Genomic DNA, 25,054 nt, shown 5'->3' on the forward strand with positions numbered 1-25,054 from the left:
TTGAGCCGAAACTCAATCCTTTTTAATTTATTGGGGAGGGGTTACATCATACCGCCCATTCCACCCATTCCGCCCATGCCTGCACCTAGGTCAGCTTTGTCGTCTTTTGGTAAATCTGTCACCATACATTCTGTAGTGATCATTAAACCTGCAACAGATGCTGCAAATTGTAATGCACTACGAGTCACTTTAGTTGGATCTAAGATGCCCATTTCAATCATATCGCCATATTGTTCAGTACCTGCGTTATAACCAAAATTACCTTCACCATTCTTCACCGCACTTGCGACTACTGATGCTTCTTCACCTGCATTAGTTACGATTTGACGTAATGGTGCTTCCATTGCACGTAATGCAAGTTTGATACCTACATTTTGTTCTTCGTTATCACCTTGAAGGCTCGCAACTTTGCTTGCTGCACGAATTAATGCAACGCCACCACCCGCAACAATACCTTCCTCAACGGCTGCACGAGTTGCATGTAGTGCATCTTCTACACGAGCTTTTTTCTCTTTCATTTCAACTTCGGTTGCTGCCCCAACTTTAATTACAGCTACACCGCCAGCTAATTTCGCTACACGTTCTTGTAATTTCTCTTTATCGTAGTCAGAGGTAGACTCTTCGATTTGTTGACGAATTTGCGCGACACGAGCTTGGATTTGAACTTCATCACCGATACCATCAATAATCGTAGTATTGTCTTTGTTGATTACAACACGTTTGGCTTGACCAAGATCCTCTAACGTTGCTTTTTCTAATTCCATACCGATTTCTTCAGAAATCACAGTACCAGCAGTTAAGATAGCAATATCTTGTAACATTGCTTTACGACGGTCACCAAAACCAGGTGCTTTCACTGCTGCTACTTTCACGATACCACGCATTGTATTTACAACTAACGTTGCAAGCGCTTCTCCTTCAACATCTTCTGCAATGATCAATAATGGTTTGCCTGCTTTCGCAACGCCTTCTAATACTGGTAATAATTCACGGATGTTAGACACTTTTTTATCTACTAATAAGATAAATGGGTTATCTAACTCAACCGTTGCAGTTTCAGGTTTGTTAATGAAGTATGGAGATAAGTAACCACGATCGAATTGCATACCTTCAACAACAGCTAATTCATCTTCTAAACCGGTACCATCTTCAACAGTGATAACACCTTCTTTACCTACTTTATCCATTGCTTGTGCGATGATTTGTCCAACGACACTGTCAGAGTTTGCTGAAATCGTACCAACCTGTTCAATTTCTTTTGAGGTTTCACAAGGTTTAGATAGGTTTTTTAACTCAGTCACTACTGCTGCAACAGCTTTGTCGATACCACGTTTTAGGTCCATTGGATTCATACCTGCCGCAACTGCTTTTAAGCCTTCATTTACGATAGCTTGTGCTAATACTGTTGCCGTCGTTGTACCGTCACCAGCAGCATCATTAGCTTTAGAAGCAACTTCTTTTACCATTTGTGCGCCCATATTTTCGAATTTATCTTCTAATTCGATCTCACGTGCAACTGACACACCATCTTTAGTAATTGTTGGTGCTCCGAACGATTTATCTAAAACAACGTTACGACCTTTAGGGCCTAATGTTACTTTTACTGCATCTGCAAGGATATTCACGCCCGCTAACATTTTTACGCGTGCATCATTACCAAATTTAACATCTTTTGCTGCCATTTTTTATCTTCCTTCTCTTATTCTACAATCGCTAAAATATCGTTTTCAGAAATAATTAATACTTCTTCGCCATCGATTTTTTCTGCTTTCACGCCGTAACCGTCATTGAAAATCACAGTATCGCCAACTTTAACATCCAATGGTTGAACACTACCATTTTCTAAAATGCGACCTTTACCAACAGCTAATACTTTTGCACGTGTTGATTTAGTTGCAGCAGAACCTGTTAGAACGATACCGCCTGCTGATCTGGTTTCAACTTCTTCACGTTTGATGATCACTCGGTCGTGTAATGGACGAATATTCATTGAATTACTCCTTAATAAAAAATGTGTTATGAAAATTAAACGTTTCCCTAATATGTGGGAGCTTTTTTAGGTTTCAAGGGTAAAAGTAAAATTATTTTATTCTTTTATCATCATCCACTTGTTTTTCGTATTCTGCTTCAAATACTTCGTCTGTTTCGTTAAAAGTGCGGTGCTTTTTGGTAAAAAATTTACTACTAAAAAAACGAATTTTTCGACTAATGAATGACTCAATCCAATAAGTGGCTGGGGTAGTTAAAAGTAATAATCCCATCACATCTGTTAAAAAACCAGGAATAAAGAAAAGTACACCAGCCACAATCCAAATGCCTGACTTTAACAATGAACGTGCGGGAATTTCGCCCTGAGAAAGTTGTTTCTGCACGTTCAATAAAGTATACCAACCACGTGCACGAATCATAAAAATTCCAATTAAAGAGGATAAGATTAATAAAATAATTAATCCCAATACTCCCATACTTGAGCCAATCCACACCAATAAAGATAACTCAAGGTAAATAAATAAAAACACGCTAATCAGAAATAGAATTAAAGGCATTTTGTGATATCCTAAAGAGTAAAAAGTCATGTAGTTTAGTTTACTATAAATAGTAGCAAACTCTTCAAATTTCAACCGCACTTTGTAAGAAAATAAAAACAATAAAGCTCACAATCAATGCGAGCTTTATGAATTAAGTAAAAACCACTATTGTGCTGGATAAAACATCGGTGCATTTGGCCCAACTGGCAGCCCCAATACGAACACCCAAATAAAGAACAATAATGACCACGCAATTAAGAATGACACTGAGTACGGTAACATCATTGATACCATTGTTCCTACACCAGCATCTTTCTTATATTTCAACACGGTTGCCATAATTAAACCAAAATAGCTCATCATTGGTGTAATAATATTAGTCACCGAGTCACCAATACGATACGCAGCTTGAATAATTTCTGGTGAATAACCTGTCAACATTAACATTGGTACGAAAATTGGTGCAGTCACCGCCCATTGTGCTGATGCAGAACCAATCATTAAGTTAATCAATGCACAGATTAAGATAAAACCCATAAATAAAATTCCGCCATGTAATCCCATTTCATTTAAAGCATTCGCTCCTTTTACTGCAATATATTGACCAATATTCGTCCAGTTAAAGAAGGCAACGAATTGTGATGCAAAGAAGATAATCACAAGATATAAACCTAATGTACTCATTGCTTCAGCCATCGCATTTACCACATCTTTCTCACTGCGGATACTCTTAGTGACGACACCATACACTGTGCCTGGAATCGCAAATAAAATAAAGATGAAAGCCACAATCGATTTTAAGAATGGAGAACCTGTGACTAAACCTGTTTTTGGATCACGCAAAATACCATCAGCTGGTACGACTGTCCAAGCAAGCAATCCACAAATTACAAGGAATACCACACCCGCATAAACTAAACCTTTGCGCTCAAGTGGGGTAACTTCATTTGAATGTTGTAAATTGATCTCTTCTTGTGAAAGTGTGCTGCTATAAGGCCCAAGTTGTGGCTCAACGATTTTTTCAGTAATGAAATAACCAATGAAAGCTATCACAAACGTACTCGCTGCCATAAAAAACCAGTTTGCCTCAGGGCCTACGGTATAAGTTGGGTCAATAATTTGTGCAGCTTGTTGCGTAATACCCGCTAACAATGGGTCGATTGTTCCCAATAATAAGTTAGCCGAATAACCACCTGATACCCCAGCAAATGCGGCTGCAAGACCGGCTAATGGATGTCGGCCTAATGAATGGAAAATAATTGCTGCTAATGGAATTAATACCACATAACCTAATTCAGAGGCGGTATTAGAAAGAATACCTGCAAACACAATGGTAAATGTGGTTAATTTACGTGGTGATTTTGTCACTAACAAACGCATTACTGCGGATAAAAGCCCAGATTTCTCTGCAATGCCAACCCCTAATAAAGCCACTAATACCGTGCCTAATGGTGCGAAGTTAGTAAAGTTTTTCACTAAATTAGTTAAAATTTTACTCAAACCCTCAGCATCAAGTAAGCTGACGACATAAATCATACCATCTGCGGCACGACCTTTAGCGCCTTCAGGGCGTGGATCTGGCACGGCTAAACCAAAATACTCACCTAGTGCGGAAGAAATTAAAAGTAACACAATAAAGATCATAAAAAGCGTTACTGGGTGTGGCAACATATTTCCTAGCCATTCCACCGTACTAAGAAATTTACTACCCTTTTTTTGTTGAGTTGTCTTCATATTTAATCCTTCTATATTCTACTTGGCACAAATAATTTGATGTTTTTTTGCACGAATTAAATTTAGCATGAACTTTGCAACACCAAAATAAAATTTTTAACAAATTGTTAACAAGATCAAATTATTTTCTATCTATTTTTGCAATGTTGATGACTTATATATAACCGTTTGCCTTTACCCTACTCTGATTTGGGATTAAAAAAAGTAATCCGAAATATAAAAATATGTCTTGAGGTGATGGGGTAAAAATGTGACGTTGATCAAATATTTAACTAGGTCTTTTTCCTATAATAAGCAAATAATATATTTAGCACTCGAAATGGAGGATAAAAATGGTAGCAACAAGAAAAGAAGTCGATTTACTTGGCGAACGTGATGTACCAGCAGATGCATATTGGGGCATTCATACTTTAAGAGCGGTAGAAAATTTTAATATTTCAAATGCGGTGATTTCAGATATTCCTGAATTTGTCCGTGGTATGGTGATGGTAAAAAAAGCAACAGCCTTAACTAACGGCGAATTAGGTGCAATTCCAGATAAAATAGCAAAAGCAATTGTTTCAGCTTGTGATGAGATCCTCACTACAGGTAAATGTTTAGATCAATTCCCTTCTGATGTTTATCAAGGTGGTGCAGGTACTTCAGTCAATATGAATACTAATGAAGTAGTTGCTAACCTAGCTTTAGAATTCTTAGGTCATAAAAAAGGAGAATATCAATATCTTGATCCGATGGATCACGTAAATGCTAGCCAATCAACGAATGATGCTTATCCAACTGGTTTCCGTATTGCGGTATATAACAGCATTATGAAACTCGTGGCGAAAGTCCTTTATTTACAACAAGGTTTTGAAAATAAAGCGAAAGAATTTTCTCACATTCTAAAAATGGGACGCACTCAACTACAAGATGCAGTTCCAATGACTGTCGGTCAAGAATTCAAAGCATTCTCTGTCTTATTAGATGAAGAAGTGCGTAACCTAACCCGTACCGCTGAATTATTGCTAGAAGTCAACTTAGGGGCTACTGCAATTGGTACTGGTTTAAATACACCACAAGGCTATGCACCATTAGCGGTAAAATACCTGTCTGAAGTAACAGGTTTACCTTGTACATTAGCCACTAACTTGATTGAGGCAACTTCTGACTGTGGTGCTTACGTTATGGTACATGGAGCATTAAAACGCACTGCAGTAAAACTTTCAAAAGTATGTAATGACTTACGTTTACTTTCTTCTGGTCCACGTGCTGGCTTAAATGAAATTAACTTACCAGAATTACAAGCAGGTTCTTCAATCATGCCAGCGAAAGTCAACCCAGTAATTCCAGAAGTAGTGAATCAAGTGTGCTTTAAAGTGATTGGTAACGATGCAACTATTACATTTGCAGCAGAAGCAGGACAACTACAACTCAACGTAATGGAGCCTGTAATTGGTCAAGCAATGTTCGAATCAATTGATATTTTAAGCAATGCTTGTGTCAATTTACGTGATAAATGTATCGACGGTATTACTGTAAATAAAGAAGTATGTGAAAACTACGTCTTTAACTCAATCGGTATCGTTACTTACTTAAATCCATTTATTGGACACCATAACGGTGACTTAGTGGGTAAAATATGTGCGAAAACAGGTCGTGGTGTGAAAGAGGTTGTGCTCGAAAAAGGCTTACTCACTGAAGCTGAACTTGATGATATTCTTTCTGTCGAGAACTTGATGAACCCAACTTATAAAGCGAAGTTAAATAAATAATTTTATCAAAATCTCATAGAAACTCACCGCACTTTAATGCCCTAAAGTGCGGTGAATTTTTATAAAATCTCATTTTTTATCTTACCTATATGCTTATATCAAACTAGTGCTCATACCCACCGTGGAAACATTACAAATACACAAAATCCGCTTAAAAAATAAACACCAAGTGACATTTTGTCTATTTTTAAGTCGAATTTGTTGCATTTACGTTAAAATCTGTTATGTTGTTTTTGTCTAAGAAATGTCTTAAATGGTGAAAATAACCTCAAACATTACTTAATGACGATACAATTTCTTTTTAAAATCGAGTCTGATTTTATTTTATATACACATACTCATAAGGAGAAAAATATGGGTTGGATTTCAGCTATTATCGTAGGTGCTTTAATCGGTTGGATTGCAGAAAAAGTGATGAAAAGTGATATGGGGCTACTAATGAATATCATTATCGGTATTATTGGCTCATCACTTGGTCGCTGGATATTTGGTGATGTATTAAGTATCGGTGCTGCACACTCTGCGGGTAGCTTCAGCTTAACAGGTTTATTGTTTGGTGTACTCGGCGCAAGTGTACTGATTTTCTTATTACGTTTCTTCAAAGTAATGTCAAAATAATTGATTTCATTATAAAATATATAAAGCCGAGCATTTTGCTCGGCTTCTGTGTTTTCTAATTCTAGTTAATAATAATGTATTAATCTCTAAAATTATTAAATTGGAATGGTTGACCTAATTCAGCCCCTTTCACCAATTGAATCACTGACTGCAAGTCGTCTCTTGATTTACCCGTCACACGCACTTGTTCGCCTTGAATTTGAGTTTGTACTTTTAATTTAGATTCTTTAATTAATTTGGTGATTTTTTTCGCCATATCTGACTCAATCCCCTGCTTTAGTTTAATTTCTTTACTATAGGTTTTACCACTATGCTCATATTCAGTTGGTATATCTAATGAGCTAGAATCAATGCTACGTTTAATACAGGCGTTTCGTAAGATATCAACTAACTGCTCCACTTGGAAATCAGATTCGCTTGAAACTTTAATAGTTTCATTTTTTTCGTTTAATTCAATAGAAGCTTCAACATTTCGGAAGTCCCAACGATTCGTTAATTCACGATTTGCATTTTCAACTGCATTGCGCACTTCGTGAAGAGTGATTTCAGAAACAATATCAAAAGAAGGCATAATTATTCCTTATTTGTTTTACGTAATTTATCATTCGCACTCAATAAACATAATAGTGCGCTAAAGTCTGCGAAGTTTACCACAATTTGAGCTTGTTGTTGTACTTTTGGTTTTGCGTGTAACGCAACGCCCATGCCTGCAATGCCAAGCATAGCAAGATCGTTTGCACCATCACCAATTGCTACTGTATTTTGCAAATCAATTGCAAATTGCTGCGCTAAATGTTGCAAAGTACGTGCTTTGTACTGTGCATCAACAACATCGCCTACGACTTCACCGGTCAAAATTCCATTTTCAATGGCAAAATTATTCGCAACGGTATAATCAAGCTTTAATTGTGCTTTTAAATATTCAGTAAAATAAGTAAATCCACCTGAAGCGATTGCAGTTTTCCAACCGTATTTTTGTAATTCTTGTAAAGTATCAACTAAGCCTGGCATTAATGGTAAATTATCACGAACCTTAGCTAAAATGGTTTCGGGTGATCCTTTTAACGTAGCTACGCGATAACGTAAACTCTGCTCAAAATCCAATTCGCCACGCATTGCTTGTGCTGTAATCGAAGAGACTAATTCACCTGTACCTGCTAATTTTGCAATCTCATCAATACATTCAATTTCAATAGCGGTTGAATCCATATCCATCACTAACAAGCCTGCATTTTCTAAACTCGGTGTAAAATCCAGTAAAGCAAGATCAAGTGATACTTCATGTGCATAGGCTAAAAATTGTGCATCCCAGTTCCCTTTTAACAGCACTACTGTATTTTGTAACACATTCCAAGCGTCTAAAATTGCAAAATTTTTACCGCACTTTTGTTGAAATTGATTTAGAGCACTGAGGTTGAGAGTTGTTCCATATAAAATAAAATAGTTATCACCTTGTGGTAAGGATATTTGAGGCATAAATGACGAAGGAAATGAAGAAAAATATTGCGTAATTGTCGCAAGATTTTGTGTTTGCATAAAAAATCCTGTAAATTGTGTTTCGTCTAAAAAATAACATGGCGATATTCTAGCCTATTTACTAATTTTTAGGGAAAAATAACTTGCATTTAAACAAAGAAAAATTCATTAAATTAACAATGATCTCAACGATCATTCTATTTTGTGTTGCAACACTATCAGTGATCTTATTTGGTGTTCAACAGTTTAAACTTGGCTCACAACTAGCAAGCATGAACCAAGTATCTAACCTTTCTCACCTTTTGGTGAGACAGCAAGCCAACCTGTTTTCAATGTTACTTGTGAACAATGCCAAAGCAGAAAAATTGACAGAAAACCTAGACACGTTTGCAAAAGAAGAATTTGTTTTAGATGCAGCAATTTATGCCAATAATGGAGAATTACTTGCACAAACGAGCCAATCCAAAAATTTACGTGTCACATTAGGGTTAAACCAAGAAAGTACAAGAGATAGTAATACACAGCAAATTGTTGAACCTATTTATTCATCCAATGGCATTGAAGGCTTCTTGCGTATTACTTTTGATACAAAATACGGTAATACCACACAAAATAAAATCAATCAGATTTTCCACCAGCTTTATGGCGAACTTATTATAGTATTCCTTGCTGGCGTATTACTTGCAAGCTCAGTCCATTATTTTTTGAGTCATTATCGCCGTGCTTATCGTAAACAGATAGAAAACAAACCGCTCAAACCATTGAAAACAACTGTCAGTAAAATAAACTATCACCGCCGTCGTAAACGTTTTAATAAATAGTGATACCCAAAAACTGGCAATAAAAAACCGCACTTTATTGTGCGGTTTTTTTATCTAAAATCTAAAAATTATGCTAATTTTTTGATTTGTGCAGATAATTTAGCTTTGTGGTTCGCTGCTTTATTAGCGTGGATTAAACCTTTTGAAGCCATTCTGTCTACAACTTTTTGCATTTCTACGAATGCAGTTTCTGCTACTGATTTATCACCAGCTGCTACTGCTGCATAAACTTTTTTAATATAAGTACGCATCATTGAGCGTTGACTTGCATTGTGCTGACGGCGTTTTTCTGATTGAACCGCACGTTTTTTAGCTGACTTGATATTAGCCAAGGTCAAACTCCTAAAATTATTTGTTAGTAAACGAGATAAATTAAAGGCGTAAAATATGCCTATTTTCTATGCTTTTGTCAATGACTAATTGTTTTTGTCACTGAAAATTTGTTATTGATTTCGGTGAGACACAACCGAAAGTTAAGCATCGTTGTATCAATCAAGCACTCTCAAGATAGACTCACCAAACGATGTGGGCGAGATTTTAACAGTTTTTTCGCTTAGAATATAGCGTAAAAACAAAATTTCTATACAATTAGGCAAATTTTCTTCAAACCAACAACGAATTTGAGTACATTATTTTGAGCAAAGGATTATTAAGATCAGGAATTGTGGTCAGCACAATGACCTTACTATCACGTATTTTAGGATTAGTCCGTGATGTCGTGATCGCCAATTTATTAGGTGCAGGTGTTGCTGCCGATGTCTTTTTATTTGCCAACAAGATTCCTAATTTCCTACGACGCCTATTTGCCGAAGGCGCCTTTTCACAAGCCTTTGTCCCAGTCCTAGCTGAATATCAAAAAAGTGGTGATATTGATAAAACCCGAGAATTTATCGGTAAAGTATCAGGCACCTTAGGCGGATTAGTCACTATTGTGACTGCACTCGCAATGCTATTTTCCCCAATTGTTGCTGCGATTTTTGGTACAGGTTGGTTTATTGATTGGATGAATGATGGTCCAAATGCAGCAAAATTTGAACAAGCTTCTTTGTTACTCAAAATAACTTTCCCTTATTTATGGTTTGTGACTTTTGTGGCCCTTTCTGGCGCTATTCTCAACACATTAGGTAAATTTGGTGTAATGTCATTTTCACCTGTGTTGCTCAATATTGCTATGATTTGTACCGCACTTTTCCTCGCACCACGAATGGATAATCCTGATCTTGCACTTGCGATTGGCATTTTTATTGGTGGATTATTACAATTTTTATTCCAAATTCCTTTTCTGAGAAAAGCTGGTTTATTGGTCAAACCTCAATGGGCGTGGAATGATGAAGGAGTAAAAAAAATCCGCACGTTGATGATCCCAGCATTATTTGGTGTATCCGTCAGCCAAATCAATTTATTGTTAGATACTTTAATTGCCAGTTTTTTAATGACTGGATCAATCAGCTGGCTTTATTATTCTGACCGCTTACTTGAATTCCCACTCGGCCTATTCGGCATTGCGATTTCCACAGTCATTTTGCCTACTCTTGCTCGTCATCACGTCAGCCGTCACGACAACTCAGCACAAAGCGAAGTAGATTTTCGCAACACTTTAGATTGGGGGGTAAGAATGATTTTATTACTCGGTGTGCCCGCTATGGTAGGAATTGCAATTCTCGCTCAACCACTATTATTAGTACTATTTATGCGAGGTAATTTTGGTCTAGATGATGTACAAGCAGCCTCACTTTCTCTTTGGGCATTTAACGCTGGTTTATTAAGTTTTATGCTGATCAAAATTTTGGCGAACGGTTACTACGCACGACAAGATACAAAAACGCCCGTAAAAATCGGGATTATCGCAATGATTAGTAATATGGGCTTTAATCTACTTGCAATACCCTTTAGCTATGTGGGGTTAGCGATGGCATCAGCAATGTCGGCAACTTTAAATGCTTATTTACTTTATCGTGGATTAGCGAAAAGCAATGTTTATCACTTTAGCCGTAAAAGTGCGGTCTTTTTAGTAAAAATTTTATTGGCAGCCACTGTAATGGGAGGGATTGTTTGGTATAACAGCCCGAGCTTAATGGAGTGGAATGCAATGAGTTTCCTTAATCGCATTCATTGGTTATTTTGGTTAATTAGTCTTGCTGGGATTGTGTATCTTGGAATGCTTATGCTACTGGGGATACGTAAATATCATTTAACCACTAAGGGCTAAAAACCAAGCGAAAAAAGATCCCTATTTCACAAATTTCTGCTTATAATTAGGCATTACTTTAACCACAATTTTAAATGGATATTTTAGCTGTGCGATTAATTCGAGGCATTCACAATTTACCTCTAAATTTGTCAGGCTGCGCACTAACGATTGGTAATTTCGATGGTGTTCATCTTGGCCACCAAGCCATTTTAAAACACCTACGTAAAAAGGCAAATGAACTCAATTTACCTGTAATAGTGATGTTGTTTGAACCTCAACCAAGGGAGTACTTCACGGGTGAAGACATCCCTGCTCGCCTAATGCGCTTGAGAGATAAATTACACGCGCTTGCTAAAGCTGGCGTAGACTATGTACTGTGTATCCGATTTAACCAATATTTTGCCGAATTGAGCGCAGAAAAATTCATTGAGGACTGGTTAGTCAATAAACTAAGAGTACGTTTTTTAAGTATTGGTGATGATTTCCGTTTTGGTGCTAAACGCCAAGGTGACTTTTCATTATTACAACAAGCAGGTGAGCGACTTGGTTTCCAAGTGGAAAATAATCGTAGCTACTGCTTTCATAATTTACGTATTAGTAGCACAGCTATTCGTGAGGCACTTGCTAATGATGATTTATCGTTAGCAAGCAAAATGCTTGGAAAACCTTACAGTATTCTAGGACGTGTTGCACATGGTAACAAACTTGGTCGAACGATTGGCTTTCCGACCGCAAATATCCCATTACACCGCCAAGTGAATCCGGTTAAAGGTGTTTATGTGATTAAAGTGCGGTTAAAAACAGGCGAAATGTTCCATGGTGTTGCAAATATTGGAAACAGACCTACTATCAATGGCATTGTTCAATTACTTGAAGCACATTTATTTGATTTCCAGCGTGATATTTATGGGCAATGCATTGAAATTGAGTTATGCCATAAAATCCGTAATGAGCAAAAATTTGCGTCGTTTGATGAACTCAAACAACAAATCCTCAAAGATGTTGAGTTTGCCAAAGCCTTTTTCAACTAAAAGTATGAGATATTTCTCTCATACTTTTAGTTGAAAAAGAACAGCCTGAAACTGCCAAATATCTCAACTTATTACACCCTCTCTTAACCAAGTAATTTACCAAGAAATAAATCCATCAGATTTCAAAAAATCTTCGAAAATTGACCGCACTTTTCGTATAATGTGCAAATTCTTTTCAATAAATTATGCCTTTTACTTTCAATCTATTTAAAAAAAGGCTATAACTAATCGATTTTATTTTTAATTTTGATTTATCTGGAACACTAAAAATGACCGTTGATTATAAAAATACGCTTAACTTACCAGAAACTGGTTTTCCAATGCGTGGGGATTTAGCTAAACGCGAACCACAAATGTTAAAAAATTGGTATGAGAAAGAACTTTACCAAAAAATCCGTCAATCTTCGAAAGGCAAAAAATCTTTTATTTTGCATGATGGTCCTCCTTATGCGAATGGTTCACTTCACTTAGGTCATGCCGTTAATAAAATTCTAAAAGATATTATTATTAAATCCAAAACAGCTTTAGGCTATGACTCCCCATATATTCCTGGTTGGGACTGTCATGGTTTGCCAATCGAACTAAAAGTAGAAAGTATCGTAGGTAAGCCAAATGAAAAAATTTCGGCAGCTGAATTTCGTGCAGCTTGTCGCAAATATGCAGCAGAGCAAGTAGAAGGGCAAAAAGCAGACTTTATTCGTATGGGCGTATTAGGAGATTGGGATAATCCGTATCTCACTATGAATTTCCATACCGAAGCTAATATTATTCGTGCTTTTGGTAAAGCCGTAGAAAATGGACATTTATATAAAGGTTCAAAACCTGTTCATTGGTGTCTAGATTGTGCATCTTCACTTGCTGAAGCAGAAGTGGAATATGAAGATAAGGTATCACCATCTATCTATGTCCGTTTTAGTGCTGTTGATACTCATGCAGTTTTAGAGAAATTTAACGCTGAAGGTAAAGGTACAGGTACTATTTCAGCCGTGATTTGGACCACAACACCTTGGACAATCCCATCTAACCGTGCGATTTCGATCAACGAGAACCTTGATTATCAATTAGTACAATTCAATGATGAACGGGTGATCTTAGCAAAAGATCTTGTCGAAGAAGTTGCCAAAGCTGCTAGTGTAGAAACATTTAAAGTACTTGGCGAAGCAAAAGGTCAAGATCTTGAATGGTTACGATTTAACCATCCATTCTATGAATTCAGCGTGCCATTTATTTTAGGTGATCACGTGACAACTGAGGGTGGTACAGGTTTAGTACATACAGCACCAGATCACGGTCACGACGACTATATGATTGCGATGAAAAATGGTATCGAAATGGCTGGTCTAATCGGTAATGACGGTAAATTTAAAGCAGATGTACCATTCTTTGCAGGCAAAGCAGTATTTGAATCAAATGATCTTGTAGTAGCAAAATTACAAGAAGTAGGCGCAATGCTTAAATTCAGCAAGATTAAACACAGCTACCCACACTGTTGGCGACACAAAACACCTATCATTTTCCGTGCTACACCACAATGGTTTATCGGTATGGAAAAACAAGGCTTACGCCAACAAGCATTAAACGAAATTCAGAAAGTGCGTTGGATTCCAAGCTGGGGTCAAGCACGTATTGAAAAAATGGTTGAAAACCGTCCTGACTGGTGTATTTCTCGTCAACGTACTTGGGGTGTGCCTGTCGCATTATTTATTCATAAAGAAACTGAAGAATTACATCCTCGTACTGTAGAATTAGTAGAAGAAGTAGCAAAACGTGTTGAAGAAAAAGGCATTCAAGCTTGGTGGGATCTTGATCCAAAAGAATTACTTGGAGCTGATGCTGAGCAATATAGAAAAGTACCAGATACGTTAGATGTATGGTTTGATTCTGGCTCTACTTATTTCTCAGTTGTCAAAGATCGTCCGGAATTTAACAATAATGAAGCAGATATGTACCTAGAGGGTTCTGATCAACATCGAGGTTGGTTCATGTCATCCCTTATGCTTTCCACTGCGACTGATAATAAAGCACCGTATAAACAAGTGTTAACTCACGGTTTCACCGTGGATGAAAAAGGTTATAAAATGTCTAAATCTCTTGGCAATGTAATTCTACCAAGTGAGGTTTGGAATAAAAACGGAGCAGATATCCTACGTTTATGGGTTGCCTCAACTGATTACACAGGTGAAATTGCTGTTTCACACAAAATCTTAAATAGCGCAGGTGATACTTATCGTCGTATCCGTAATACTGCTCGCTTCTTATTAGCCAACTTAAATGGTTTCGATCCAAAACGTGATCTTGTAAAACCAGAAGAAATGATGGTACTAGACCGCTGGGCAGTCGATTGTGCATTACAAACGCAAAATGAAATCAAAGATGCTTACGATAACTACCAATTCCACGCTGTTGTACAACGTTTGATGAAATTCTGTTCTATCGATATGGGCTCATTCTATTTAGATATCATCAAAGACCGACAATATACCACTAAAGCAGATAGTCTGGCTCGTCGTAGCTGCCAAACTGCTTTATGGCACATTGCAGAGGCATTAGTTCGTTGGATCGCTCCGATCTTATCGTTCACAGCAGATGAAATCTGGCAATATATTCCTGGAGAGCGTCCGGAATTCGTCTTTACAGAAGAATTCTATGAAGATTTATTCGCCTTAGATCCAAATGAACAAATGAACGATGCTTACTGGCAACAAGTGATCACATTACGTAATGAAATTAACCGAGTGTTAGAACAAGCACGTAATGAAAAAACTATTGGTTCAGCACTTGAAGCTGAGCTCACTATCTACGCAAACGATACTTATGCTGATTTGTTAAACAAATTACAAAATGAATTACGTTTTGTATTAATTACCTCAAAAGCAGAAGTAAAACCATTAGTAGAAGCTGATGTAGCAGAAGGTGAAGTGAAAGGTCTAGCAGTAAAAGTTGTACGCTCTGTTAACCATAAATGTCCACGTTGCTGGCACTATTCTGATAGCAAAGATGAAGCATCACTTTGCTCTCGCTGTGATGAAAATGTGAATGGTAATGGTGAAGTAAGATACTTTGCATAATGATAAGGCAGACGTTGTGTCTGCCTTTTGCCAAATAGGCACCAAATTTTATAAGGGCGAACAATTAAGTTCGCCCCTAGCATTTTGACTATTTTTTAAAGGTTCTTATGACAAAATCAAAAAGCGGTCTTTCATTTCTTTGGATAAGTGCGGTTACTTTTTTATTAGATTTAGGATCAAAATATCTAGTGGTTAAAAATTTTGATTTATACGACAGTGTCAATATTTTGCCAATGTTCAACTTAACCTATGTCCGCAATTACGGGGCAGCCTTTAGTTTTCTTGCAGATCATGACGGTTGGCAAAAATACTTTTTTATTATATTAGCTATCGGCATTTCTTTAATGTTGCTGTACTTCTTAGCCAAAAATAACGCAACACAAAAGCTACAAAATACGGCATACACACTAATTATTGGTGGTGCACTTGGTAATATGGCAGATCGTAGCTACCATGGTTTTGTTGTAGATTTCTTTGATTTTTATTGGGACATTTATCATTATCCAGTATTTAACGTTGCAGATATTGCCATTTCTATTGGGGCAGGCTTGTTAATGTTAGATGCATTTAAAAATCGTGAAAATACAAAACCGAACAACACGCCAGAAAACAAATAGGAAAAACAGAATATGAAAATTATTTTAGCTAACCCACGTGGTTTCTGCGCTGGGGTTGATCGTGCGATTAGTATTGTGGAATCTGCCTTAGAAATTCACGGTTCACCGATCTATGTACGCCACGAAGTTGTACATAACCGTTTTGTGGTAAATGGTCTGCGTGAACGAGGTGCAATTTTTGTTGAAGAACTTGATGAAGTGCCTAATGGTGCAATTGTGATCTTCTCCGCACACGGCGTTTCGCAAGCAGTTCGTCAAGAAGCTAAAAATCGTAATCTGAAAGTGTTTGATGCGACTTGTCCATTAGTGACTAAAGTGCATATGCAGGTGGCACGAGCAAGCCGTAAAGGGACAAAAGCTATTTTAATCGGTCATGAAGGTCACCCTGAGGTAGAAGGCACGATGGGTCAATACGACAACCCAGAAGGTGGAATTTTCTTAGTGGAAAGCGTAGAAGACATCGCAAAATTAGGTTTGAAACAAGAAGATGAGCTCACTTTTATGACTCAGACAACATTGTCGATTGATGATACTAGCGAAGTAATAGAGGCCTTAAAACAAAAATACCCAGCAATTCAAGGGCCACGTAAAAACGATATTTGCTATGCCACAACTAACCGTCAACAAGCAGTGCGTGAGTTAGCGCAACAGTCCGATTTAGTCATTGTTGTAGGCTCAAAAAACTCCTCAAACTCAAACCGATTAGCTGAACTCGCCTCTCGTATGGGAGTAATGTCTAAACTAATTGATGATGCAGATGATATCGAACCACAATGGTTGGAAAATGTGAATACTATTGGCATTACCGCAGGAGCCTCTGCTCCAGAAGTATTAGTACAATCCGTTGTAAAACGCTTACAAGAATTGGGAGTAACTAGTGTAGAAGAATTACAAGGATGTGAAGAAAATACAGTCTTTGAAGTGCCTAGAGAATTACGTATCACCGAAGTAAATTAATTACAAATCTCTATAACAAAAAAGCAAGAAGTCTTTTCTTGCTTTTTTGTTTTTTAGCATTCTTATTCTATTTTTACGATCAAGATCGCAAAAGTGCGGTCAATTTCTAGCAAGATTTCCATATTTCAATGAAAGTACATTACGTTGAATTTTCAACAAGATAACGTTCAAATTGAAAAGGAAAAAACTATGAAATTTAAACCGCTCTTAATTTCTCTTTTAGCTGGCTTTTCTTTACTATCAAGCTCTAGCGTATCGGCAGAAACAGTCAACGTAGAAGCAAAAACAGTTGTTCAACAAAACCTAACAACAGGGCAACAGACCGTAACACAAACAGATCAAGTGAATATCAATACAGCAACTGCAATTGAATTACAAAAAGCGTTAATTGGTATTGGTACGAAAAAAGCTGAAGCCATTGTGCAATATCGTGAAGCACACGGACCTTTTACAGCAGCTGAACAACTCATGGAAGTACAGGGCATTGGCAAAGCAACATTAGAAAAAAACAAATCTCGCATTGCGCTTTAATCTGATAAAAAAGCGGAATTATAATATTCCGCTTTTATCAAATGTATAAAAATAAAAGTATAATTACTCTAAATTTAATGGGTTACTATTTTTTGCTAATGTAGCTTTATGTTCCTGAATTAATGCGATAAATGGCTGAGCAAAGCGCTCAAGCTTAATACTTCCCACACCATTGATTTGTAACATTTCAATATTACTAGTGGGCTGGTATTGTGCCATTTCTTGTAAGGTTGCATCATTAAATACAATGTAAGACGGAATATTTTCTTTATCTGCAATTTGCTTACGCAAGAAACGCAAACGTGCGAATAAATCTTTATCGTAATGTTGTACTGCACTTTTTTGTGGTGCAGTAATGGCGTGTAAAGAAGAAAGCCTTGGCATTGCTAATGAAAGTGGCTTTTCACCACGTAAAAAAGGTTTTGCACTTTCAGTCAGTTGCAATGTGGTATTGAAGTGATCAAAAACTTGCTTAATTAAACCTAAATGAATGAGTTGACGAATGACTGATTGCCAATGTTCTTTGCTTTTATCTTTACCTATGCCATAAACAGTAAGTTCATCGTGCTGATGATCTTTAATTTTTTGATTGCTCAAACCACGCAGGACAGCCACGATGTAATGTATACCGAAACGTTGCCCTACTCGATAAATCGTGGACATCACTTTTTGCGCATCAATCAAACCATCGTATTGTTTCGGTGGGTCAAGACAAATATCACAATTTTGACAAGGTTGTTGACGATGTTCACCAAAATAATTAAGCAATACTAAACGGCGACAAGTTTGGCTTTCCGCAAACTCACCAATCGCCTGTAATTTAAGTTCTTCGATTTGGCGTTGAGGAGTTTCAGGCTTTTCAAATAAAATTTTATGTAACCACGCATAATCTGCTGGCTCATAAAAAAGCACTGCCTCTGCTGGTAAATCATCACGCCCTGCTCGACCTGTTTCTTGGTAATAAGATTCAATGCTACGTGGTAAATCAAAATGCGCCACAAAACGTACGTTAGATTTATTGATCCCCATTCCAAATGCGATAGTTGCTACCACTACTTGCAGATCATCACGTTGGAAAGCACGTTGCACATCTTCTCGTTGTGTGGTTTCCATTCCTGCGTGATAGGCTTGTGCTTTAACACCTTTATTACGCAAACTTTCTGCTACTCGTTCTACTTTGTTACGACTATTACAATATATAATGCCACTTTTGCCTTTTTGCCCTAGCACAAAACGGCAAAGTTGCTCCATTGGTTTATATTTCTCAATTAAGGTATAACGGATATTGGGACGGTCAAAACTACCAATGTAGATATACGGTTGCTCTAGTTTCAAATGCACTAAAATATCTTGCCGAGTAGCGTGATCTGCTGTTGCAGTTAATGCCATGATTGGTGCATTAGGAAAAGCATGTTTTAACCCACCTAATTGAGTATATTCAGGGCGGAAATCATGTCCCCATTGTGAAATGCAATGTGCTTCATCAATAGCAATAAAACTGACTTTACAGTGTGAAATTAAGTGGAAAAAGCTGTTTGTCATCACTTTTTCTGGTGAAACATAAAGCAATTTCAACGTGCCAGACATCACTTTACTATGCACGTTTTGTTGCTCTGCAAAAGTTTGACTTGAATTTAAGTAATCCGCCTCGATTCCATTCGCTAAAAGTTGATCAACTTGATCTTTCATTAGTGAAATCAGAGGCGAAATTACTAAAGTTAATCCATCAAAACACAAAGCAGGAATTTGGTAGCACAAGGATTTCCCATTCCCTGTAGCCATAATGACAAGGCTATCTTTGCCTGCTAACGCAGACTCAATAACTTCTTCTTGCCCTTTGCGGAAACTTTGATAGCCGAAAGTAGATTGCAACACATTAAGCGCAACCCGTTTTAAGGAAATTTCCGAAAAATCGACCGCACTTTGATTCACACTCTTCTGTACAACATCAGAAAACATTATTTAATGAAATACCTAAGCCAATGCGCTGAATATTTTTTTGATAATCCACTAAAGACTCACCATATCCATTGTAATACTGCGCATAAAAACCGATATGTTTTGTGATTGGATACGTATAGCTCGCTTCTACCCCACCTTTTTGCGAGAGTGGATTATAATGCCCTGTTAATTTGAATTGATGTTCATCTAAACGATAACCGACAGATAAATCAAAATGACCACGATAGCGTGTTAAATCAGGGTTATCATTGTATTTTGATTTTTCAGGGATACGCCACCAAGGTTTTAATTCCACAATCCAGTTACCTTTGGTTGCCGAAGCTCGAACATACAAACGGTTCCAACTGCGAGAAAGTCCTTTTTCGTCACTGCGTCCATTTGATTGATGATTAAAACCGCTCTCAAAATCACGTAAGGTCCAATCTAATGGTAATTCTTGATCTGTTTTCCATGCTAGAAATAACTGAGGTTCATAGTTACTTTCACGGAAAGGTGAGGAATGTTTCACATTACTGATTTGAAACCACGATTTTTGTGTATAAGATCCAGCTAAAACCGAATTTTCACCTAAGATGCCTCGCCAGAATGGCAATGCCACACTAATTTTAAATTTGATTTCATCCTTGCGAGTATCATATTGATCAAAAAAATTACCGCTGGAAAAAGTCCCCATCAAATAGTTCTGTTCATAAGCCATTAGCCCAATAAAATCACCTGTATTTTGGGTTAACAAAACTTCTGTTTTTGATCTATAGGGAGTCGGTGAAATTTCTGCTGCACTCTGGTTAGCATAAAGTACAGTCATGATCAGAGTCAAAATGACACTTTTTTTGTACATAATGCAATCCTTAGCTAAAGCTGACTGATTCACCGTGAGTCTTGCAAGCCTCTTCTAAACAAATCCAAAAATTTTTACCATCACTGCTGATCCACTCCCCATCCTTAAAACTGAAATGGAAGCCACCAGCACGGCTTGCAAGCCAAAGTTCTAAAAGTGGTTCTTGCTTGTTAATTACCACTTGGCTGCGATCTTTAAAAGTAATACTGAATACTGAGCCTTGTGTGTCACAATCTACATCACAATCTTGTTCTTCTAACTGCTCTTCAATAAGAGACCAGATGTTTTCAATATTTCGATGAAATTCAGCTACGTTCATAAATCCCTCTTAACTCTCGTCATAAAAACAAGATTATAAAGATTTTCGCATTATTGTGATAGCACAAAGGCGGATTTAATGGTAAAAAGTGTTAATTAAATTTAACAATTAAGGATCATAAAATGAAAAAATGGGTTTCTCTTTTTCTCTTAAGTGCAATCTGTGTATTGAGCACATCTTGCGGCGTGAAGGGTGCATTATATTTTCCAGAACAAACGCAGCAACAAACCACCCAAAAATAACAAAACAGCAGGTAAGTTATGGATTACTTTCAGTATCAAAATCAGCAATTAATGGCAGAACAAGTGCCTGTTATACATATCGCACAACAATTTGGCACACCGCTTTACATTTATTCTCGTGCAACGTTAGAGCGTCACTGGCACGCATTTGATAAGGCATTAGGAAAGCACCCCCATTTAATTTGTTTTGCCGTAAAGTCTAATCCAAATATCGCAATTTTAAATGTAATGGCGAAATTAGGCTCTGGTTTTGATATTGTGTCCCAAGGTGAATTAGAACGAGTTCTGGTTGCCGGCGGTGATGCAAATAAAATCGTCTTCTCTGGTGTAGCCAAAACTGAAACTGAGATTGCTCGTGCACTTGAAGTGGGCATTCGCTGTTTTAATGTAGAATCCGTTGCGGAATTACATCGTATCAATCAAGTAGCAGGCGAATTAGGCAAAGTTGCCCCAATTTCATTACGTGTCAATCCTGATGTTGATGCACATACACACCCTTATATTTCCACTGGTTTGAAAGAGAATAAATTTGGCATTAGCGTTGATGAAGCCCGTGAAGTTTATCGTCTAGCGAGCCAATTACCCCATATTAAAATCACTGGGATGGATTGCCATATCGGCTCACAATTAACAGAATTACAACCGTTCTTAGATGCTACAGACCGCTTAATTGTATTAATGAAACAATTAAAAGAAGATAGTATCCAGTTAAAACATTTAGATTTAGGAGGCGGGCTTGGTGTGACTTACACAGACGAAACGCCACCACACCCAACAGAATATGCCTCGGCGTTATTGGAAAAATTGTCTGATTATCCTGATCTCGAAATTATTTTGGAACCCGGCAGAGCGATTACCGCTAATGCTGGGATTTTAGTAACTAAAGTCGAATATCTAAAACATAACGAAAATCGCCATTTTGCGATTGTCGATGCGGGAATGAACGATATGATTCGCCCTGCATTGTACCAGGCATATATGAATATTATCGAAATCGACCGCACTTTAGCCCGAAAACCACAGGTTTATGATGTTGTTGGCCCAATCTGCGAAACCTCAGATTTCTTGGGTAAACAACGCACCTTAGCGATTGCAGAGGGCGATTATATTGCACAGCGTTCAGCGGGTGCTTATGGTGCGAGTATGTCATCAAACTACAATTCTCGTTCTCGCACCGCAGAGGTGATGGTGGATGGAGAGCAAGTGCATTTGATTCGTCGTCGCGAGAAACTAGAAGAGCTTTGGGCGCTAGAACAATTATTGCCTTAGAATCATAAAAAAGCGGTGAAAACTCGTTAAAAATACACCGCTCTTTTTTTCGTCTAAAAAAGAAATATTGCTAGACAATCATCACAATTACATACATCCAGCTTAATCATCTGTTTGCTCAGGCAAAAAACCACCGCTTTGATGTGCCCAAAGTTTGGCATAAAGCCCATTTTGTGCTAATAATTCAGCGTGAGTGCCTTGTTCTACGATCTGACCTTTATCCAACACAATGAGACGATCCATGGCTGCAATTGTTGATAATCGATGAGCAATGGCAATCACAGTTTTATTTTCCATCATTTTATCGAGGCTTTCTTGAATCGCCGCCTCCACTTCCGAATCCAAAGCGCTTGTTGCTTCATCAAGTAATAAAATCGGAGCGTCTTTCAACATCACTCGCGCAATAGCAATACGTTGGCGTTGACCTCCTGATAGTTTTACACCACGCTCACCTACGTGTGCATCATAACCAGTACGCCCTTTTGCATCAGTTAAGTGCGGTATAAAATCAGCTGCTTCTGCACGCTGGGCTGCTTGAATCATGTCTTCATCGGTGGCTTTTGGTCTACCATAAACAATATTTTCACGCACTGAACGGTGCAAAAGTGAGGTATCTTGTGTCACTAACCCAATCTGGCTACGTAAACTTTCTTGATTCACATCACAGATATTTTGCCCGTCAATAGTAATTTTCCCCTGTTGTGCTTCATAAAATCGCAAGAGTAAATTCACTATTGTAGATTTACCAGCACCGGAACGCCCAATTAACCCTACTTTTTCGCCCGCTTTGATAGTTAAATTAAACTGACGAAGCAATGGTTTATCTGCAGAATAGGCAAAATCAACCTTTTCAAAACGAATCTCACCTTTTGTGACAGCTAAAGGTTGGGCTTGTGGTTTATCGACAATCGTATGTGGTTTAGTTAAAGTTTCCATGCCATCATTAACCGTACCAATATTTTCAAATAAACGGGCAGATTCCCACATAATCCAATGAGATAGACCATTAACACGCAATGCCATTGCAACTGCAGTAGCAATAGCACCAACACCTACGTGCCCCTGTTGCCACAAAATAATTCCTAGTATTGCAGTGCTCAAAGTCAATAATACGTTGGCAGTATAAGTCAAAATATCTAATGATGTGGCTAAACGCATTTGTGCGTGTACAGTAACCATAAATTCTTCCATTGAGCGCTTAGCATAGGCCGCCTCTCGTGCGCCATGAGAGAATAATTTTACCGTTGTAATATTTGAGTAAGCATCTGTAATCCGTCCTGTCATTAACGATCGAGCATCAGCTTGACGCTCTGCTGTTTTCGCCAACTTAGGGATTAAAATACGCAAAATAATGCCGAAAAGAATAACCCAACCGATAAATGGTAATAACAACCAGCTGTCGAGACTAGCAAGTACAATGCCAGAGGTAATAAAATAAACGCTAACATATACCATCATATCTGCCAGTGTCATCACCGTATCACGCACTGCCAAAGCAGTTTGCATGACTTTAGCAGAAACTCGTCCCGCAAATTCATCTTGATAAAAACTTAAACTTTGCCCCAACATTAAACGATGAAAATTCCAACGTAAACGCATTGGAAAAACACCTTGCAAGGTTTGCAATCGTACTGCTGATGCAACAAATGACCAAAGAATACTGAATAGTAACAAAGCTGCCATTGCTAGCAATAAATTACCTTTTTCTTGCCACAACATCGCAGGTGTGTATTCGGTCAACCAATCAACAATAACCCCCATTAATTGAAATACAACGCCTTCAACGATCCCGATTCCAATATTTAAAAATGCCAGTAGAAAAATCCACCCTTTCATACCGTTCATACTGGTCCAAATAAAGCGAATAACACCTTTTTTTGGTGTACTTGGTGGCGCACTTGGATAGGGATTTAAGCGATTTTCAAACCAAGAAAATACTTTATCAAACATAATTTACCTTATAAAACTGTGAAAAAATGCACCGCACTTTTACCATAATTTGAGTGCTTGCATTTGTGCGGCGACATCTTCCACTTGAATTTCTGCCATTAAATTTTTGCCTTTCAGCTTGGTTGCCCAAGGAAGTTGGCGACTTGGTTTACCAAATTCTTTTTGCACATTTTGTTCATATACAGACACTACATTTGCCAAATTATTGTAAGGGCCTGTCCGGAACGGATTGTGATAAGCATACAAACCAATCACATTTGTGCCTTGTGTTGTGGCTAAATGTGCGGGTCCTGAATCTGGTGAAATCACAAGATCTACCATTCCAATTAATCCTACAAGTTGTTTTAAGTTAGTTTTTCCAGAAAGATCCGTTGGCTCAAAATTGCATAATGCTTTAATTTGTTGGGTCATTTCCATTTCACGTTTTGCCGGCGAGGCACATAAAATCACGTGAACATTGTGTTGATTGGCGATATTGGCAACTTCAGCATAACGTTCAATTAACCAATCTTTTTCTTTTTTGCTCGAACAAGGGGAAATAATCAGATTTTTACGCGTAAGATCAATATATTGTGCGACCGCTTGGCGATCTTCATCACTGATAGCTAATTGCCATTTTGGCGTATCAATCGGCACACCAAGATAATCCACAAATGCCATAAAGCCATCAAGCACATGCGGACTTTGCGGATCTGTAATGCGCTTATTGGTGAACAACCACTGCCCTTCACGCGCACGCTGTTTGCCAAACCCGATTTTATGAGTTGCTTTAATTCCTAAAGAAATCACTGAGGCACGCAATGCTGTTTGCATATTTAACAGCGCATCAAAATGTTGATGTTTCAGCTGTTTCCAAAGTTCCAGTACACCTTTCCAGCCTGTTTTTTTGTCATACACAATCAACTCAATATTAGGAAGACCGGCTAATAATTGTGCTTCCGTTTTACCGACTACCCAAGTGATTTTCGTATTTTGCCAATGACGTTGAATTTGTTGCACCGCAGCTAATGCGTGGCACACATCGCCAATCGCAGACAATCGCAATATGCAGAGCGATTTCGGTGGAGTATGAAATAATGCCATAGACTATCCTTAGACAAGCGAAATTTTGGAGTTCTTGTTATTTTAAAGTAGAATGTGGCTATTCGCTA

Annotated in this window: 23 protein-coding genes; 11 read left to right on the forward strand and 12 right to left on the reverse strand. The window is 37.8% G+C overall.

Annotation, left to right across the window (positions count from 1 at the left end; genetic code table 11):
* Window positions 1-41: 41 nt before the first annotated feature.
* The 4 genes from groL to CKV78_RS06970 form a co-directional block, all read right to left on the reverse strand.
* Window positions 42-1,682 carry a chaperonin GroEL gene (gene groL / locus CKV78_RS06955; protein WP_005763304.1) on the reverse strand — a complete coding sequence of 547 codons (1,641 nt, stop codon included), beginning with the start codon at window positions 1,680-1,682 and terminating at the stop codon, window positions 42-44.
* A gap of 17 nt (window positions 1,683-1,699) precedes the next feature.
* Window positions 1,700-1,990, reverse strand: coding sequence for a co-chaperone GroES (locus CKV78_RS06960; protein ID WP_005763306.1), 291 nt, complete (start codon window positions 1,988-1,990; stop codon window positions 1,700-1,702).
* 91 nt (window positions 1,991-2,081) lie between these two features.
* Window positions 2,082-2,546 carry an FxsA family protein gene (locus CKV78_RS06965; RefSeq protein WP_032855360.1) on the reverse strand — a complete coding sequence of 155 codons (465 nt, stop codon included), beginning with the start codon at window positions 2,544-2,546 and terminating at the stop codon, window positions 2,082-2,084.
* Between the two features lie 147 nt (window positions 2,547-2,693).
* Window positions 2,694-4,262 carry an AbgT family transporter gene (locus CKV78_RS06970; protein WP_005763310.1) on the reverse strand — a complete coding sequence of 523 codons (1,569 nt, stop codon included), beginning with the start codon at window positions 4,260-4,262 and terminating at the stop codon, window positions 2,694-2,696.
* Between the two features lie 332 nt (window positions 4,263-4,594).
* On the opposite strand from CKV78_RS06970, the gene aspA reads away from it, so the two are divergent.
* Entirely contained in the window at window positions 4,595-6,013 is a 1,419-nt protein-coding gene (gene aspA / locus CKV78_RS06975) for an aspartate ammonia-lyase (protein ID WP_005763312.1), read from the forward strand.
* A gap of 354 nt (window positions 6,014-6,367) precedes the next feature.
* Window positions 6,368-6,631 (forward strand): GlsB/YeaQ/YmgE family stress response membrane protein, encoded by a 264-nt coding sequence (locus tag CKV78_RS06980; RefSeq protein WP_032855362.1) that lies wholly within the window; start codon window positions 6,368-6,370, stop codon window positions 6,629-6,631.
* 79 nt (window positions 6,632-6,710) lie between these two features.
* On the opposite strand, the gene CKV78_RS06985 is transcribed toward CKV78_RS06980, so the two are convergent.
* Both CKV78_RS06985 and serB read right to left on the reverse strand, forming a co-directional pair.
* Window positions 6,711-7,202 carry a YajQ family cyclic di-GMP-binding protein gene (locus CKV78_RS06985; RefSeq protein WP_005763316.1) on the reverse strand — a complete coding sequence of 164 codons (492 nt, stop codon included), beginning with the start codon at window positions 7,200-7,202 and terminating at the stop codon, window positions 6,711-6,713.
* A 2-nt stretch (window positions 7,203-7,204) separates the two neighbouring features.
* A complete protein-coding gene (gene serB, locus CKV78_RS06990; RefSeq protein ID WP_005763317.1) occupies window positions 7,205-8,167 on the reverse strand; it encodes a phosphoserine phosphatase in 963 nt (320 codons plus the stop codon).
* A gap of 83 nt (window positions 8,168-8,250) precedes the next feature.
* Here serB and CKV78_RS06995 point away from each other — a divergent pair, with 83 nt between their 5' ends.
* The gene (locus tag CKV78_RS06995) at window positions 8,251-8,928 is read left to right on the forward strand and encodes a YtjB family periplasmic protein (protein ID WP_032855364.1); all 678 of its coding nucleotides are present in this window, start codon (window positions 8,251-8,253) and stop codon (window positions 8,926-8,928) included.
* 68 nt (window positions 8,929-8,996) lie between these two features.
* On the opposite strand, the gene rpsT is transcribed toward CKV78_RS06995, so the two are convergent.
* Window positions 8,997-9,260 (reverse strand): 30S ribosomal protein S20, encoded by a 264-nt coding sequence (gene rpsT / locus CKV78_RS07000; RefSeq protein WP_005763321.1) that lies wholly within the window; start codon window positions 9,258-9,260, stop codon window positions 8,997-8,999.
* A gap of 302 nt (window positions 9,261-9,562) precedes the next feature.
* Here rpsT and murJ point away from each other — a divergent pair, with 302 nt between their 5' ends.
* From murJ to CKV78_RS07030, 6 genes are all read left to right on the forward strand, one after another.
* Complete coding sequence (gene murJ / locus CKV78_RS07005) at window positions 9,563-11,137, forward strand: murein biosynthesis integral membrane protein MurJ (protein ID WP_032855366.1); 1,575 nt, start codon at window positions 9,563-9,565, stop codon at window positions 11,135-11,137.
* An 89-nt stretch (window positions 11,138-11,226) separates the two neighbouring features.
* Window positions 11,227-12,150, forward strand: coding sequence for a bifunctional riboflavin kinase/FAD synthetase (gene ribF / locus CKV78_RS07010; protein WP_032855479.1), 924 nt, complete (start codon window positions 11,227-11,229; stop codon window positions 12,148-12,150).
* A gap of 269 nt (window positions 12,151-12,419) precedes the next feature.
* Window positions 12,420-15,218, forward strand: a complete 2,799-nt coding sequence (ileS, locus tag CKV78_RS07015; protein ID WP_005763327.1) for an isoleucine--tRNA ligase — start codon at window positions 12,420-12,422, stop codon at window positions 15,216-15,218.
* Window positions 15,219-15,325: 107 nt separating this feature from the next.
* Window positions 15,326-15,835, forward strand: a complete 510-nt coding sequence (gene lspA, locus CKV78_RS07020) for a signal peptidase II (protein ID WP_005763329.1) — start codon at window positions 15,326-15,328, stop codon at window positions 15,833-15,835.
* 12 nt (window positions 15,836-15,847) lie between these two features.
* Window positions 15,848-16,792, forward strand: a complete 945-nt coding sequence (gene ispH, locus CKV78_RS07025) for a 4-hydroxy-3-methylbut-2-enyl diphosphate reductase (protein ID WP_005763330.1) — start codon at window positions 15,848-15,850, stop codon at window positions 16,790-16,792.
* A gap of 189 nt (window positions 16,793-16,981) precedes the next feature.
* On the forward strand, window positions 16,982-17,323 hold the full coding sequence (locus CKV78_RS07030) for a ComEA family DNA-binding protein (RefSeq protein WP_032855368.1): 342 nt from the start codon (window positions 16,982-16,984) through the stop codon (window positions 17,321-17,323).
* Window positions 17,324-17,386: 63 nt separating this feature from the next.
* Here the strand turns inward: CKV78_RS07030 and recQ are convergent, their stop codons facing one another.
* Genes recQ through cyaY form a run of 3 tightly spaced genes read right to left on the reverse strand, consistent with a single transcriptional unit; the run spans window position 17,387 to window position 20,442 of the window.
* Entirely contained in the window at window positions 17,387-19,282 is a 1,896-nt protein-coding gene (gene recQ, locus CKV78_RS07035; RefSeq protein WP_005763334.1) for a DNA helicase RecQ, read from the reverse strand.
* Window positions 19,272-20,123, reverse strand: coding sequence for a phospholipase A (locus tag CKV78_RS07040; protein WP_005763336.1), 852 nt, complete (start codon window positions 20,121-20,123; stop codon window positions 19,272-19,274). Before CKV78_RS07040 ends, recQ begins: the two co-directional genes overlap by 11 nt.
* 10 nt (window positions 20,124-20,133) lie before the next feature.
* On the reverse strand, window positions 20,134-20,442 hold the full coding sequence (cyaY, locus tag CKV78_RS07045; RefSeq protein WP_005763338.1) for an iron donor protein CyaY: 309 nt from the start codon (window positions 20,440-20,442) through the stop codon (window positions 20,134-20,136).
* 122 nt (window positions 20,443-20,564) lie between these two features.
* On the opposite strand from cyaY, the gene lptM reads away from it, so the two are divergent.
* Together lptM and lysA are read left to right on the forward strand one after the other, a co-directional pair.
* On the forward strand, window positions 20,565-20,684 hold the full coding sequence (gene lptM, locus CKV78_RS10630) for an LPS translocon maturation chaperone LptM (protein ID WP_005763340.1): 120 nt from the start codon (window positions 20,565-20,567) through the stop codon (window positions 20,682-20,684).
* Between the two features lie 18 nt (window positions 20,685-20,702).
* Window positions 20,703-21,953: a diaminopimelate decarboxylase gene (lysA, locus tag CKV78_RS07050; RefSeq protein ID WP_005763342.1), complete on the forward strand. Its 1,251-nt coding sequence runs from the start codon at window positions 20,703-20,705 to the stop codon at window positions 21,951-21,953.
* Window positions 21,954-22,055: 102 nt separating this feature from the next.
* On the opposite strand, the gene CKV78_RS07055 is transcribed toward lysA, so the two are convergent.
* Both CKV78_RS07055 and CKV78_RS07060 read right to left on the reverse strand, forming a co-directional pair.
* Entirely contained in the window at window positions 22,056-23,903 is a 1,848-nt protein-coding gene (locus CKV78_RS07055) for an ABC transporter ATP-binding protein (RefSeq protein WP_005763344.1), read from the reverse strand.
* 39 nt (window positions 23,904-23,942) lie between these two features.
* Entirely contained in the window at window positions 23,943-24,986 is a 1,044-nt protein-coding gene (locus CKV78_RS07060) for a glycosyltransferase family 9 protein (RefSeq protein ID WP_005763347.1), read from the reverse strand.
* Between the last annotated feature and the right edge of the window lie 68 nt (window positions 24,987-25,054).

The sequence above is a fragment of the Pasteurella dagmatis genome (assembly GCF_900186835.1).
GTDB classification, from domain to species: domain Bacteria; phylum Pseudomonadota; class Gammaproteobacteria; order Enterobacterales; family Pasteurellaceae; genus Pasteurella; species Pasteurella dagmatis.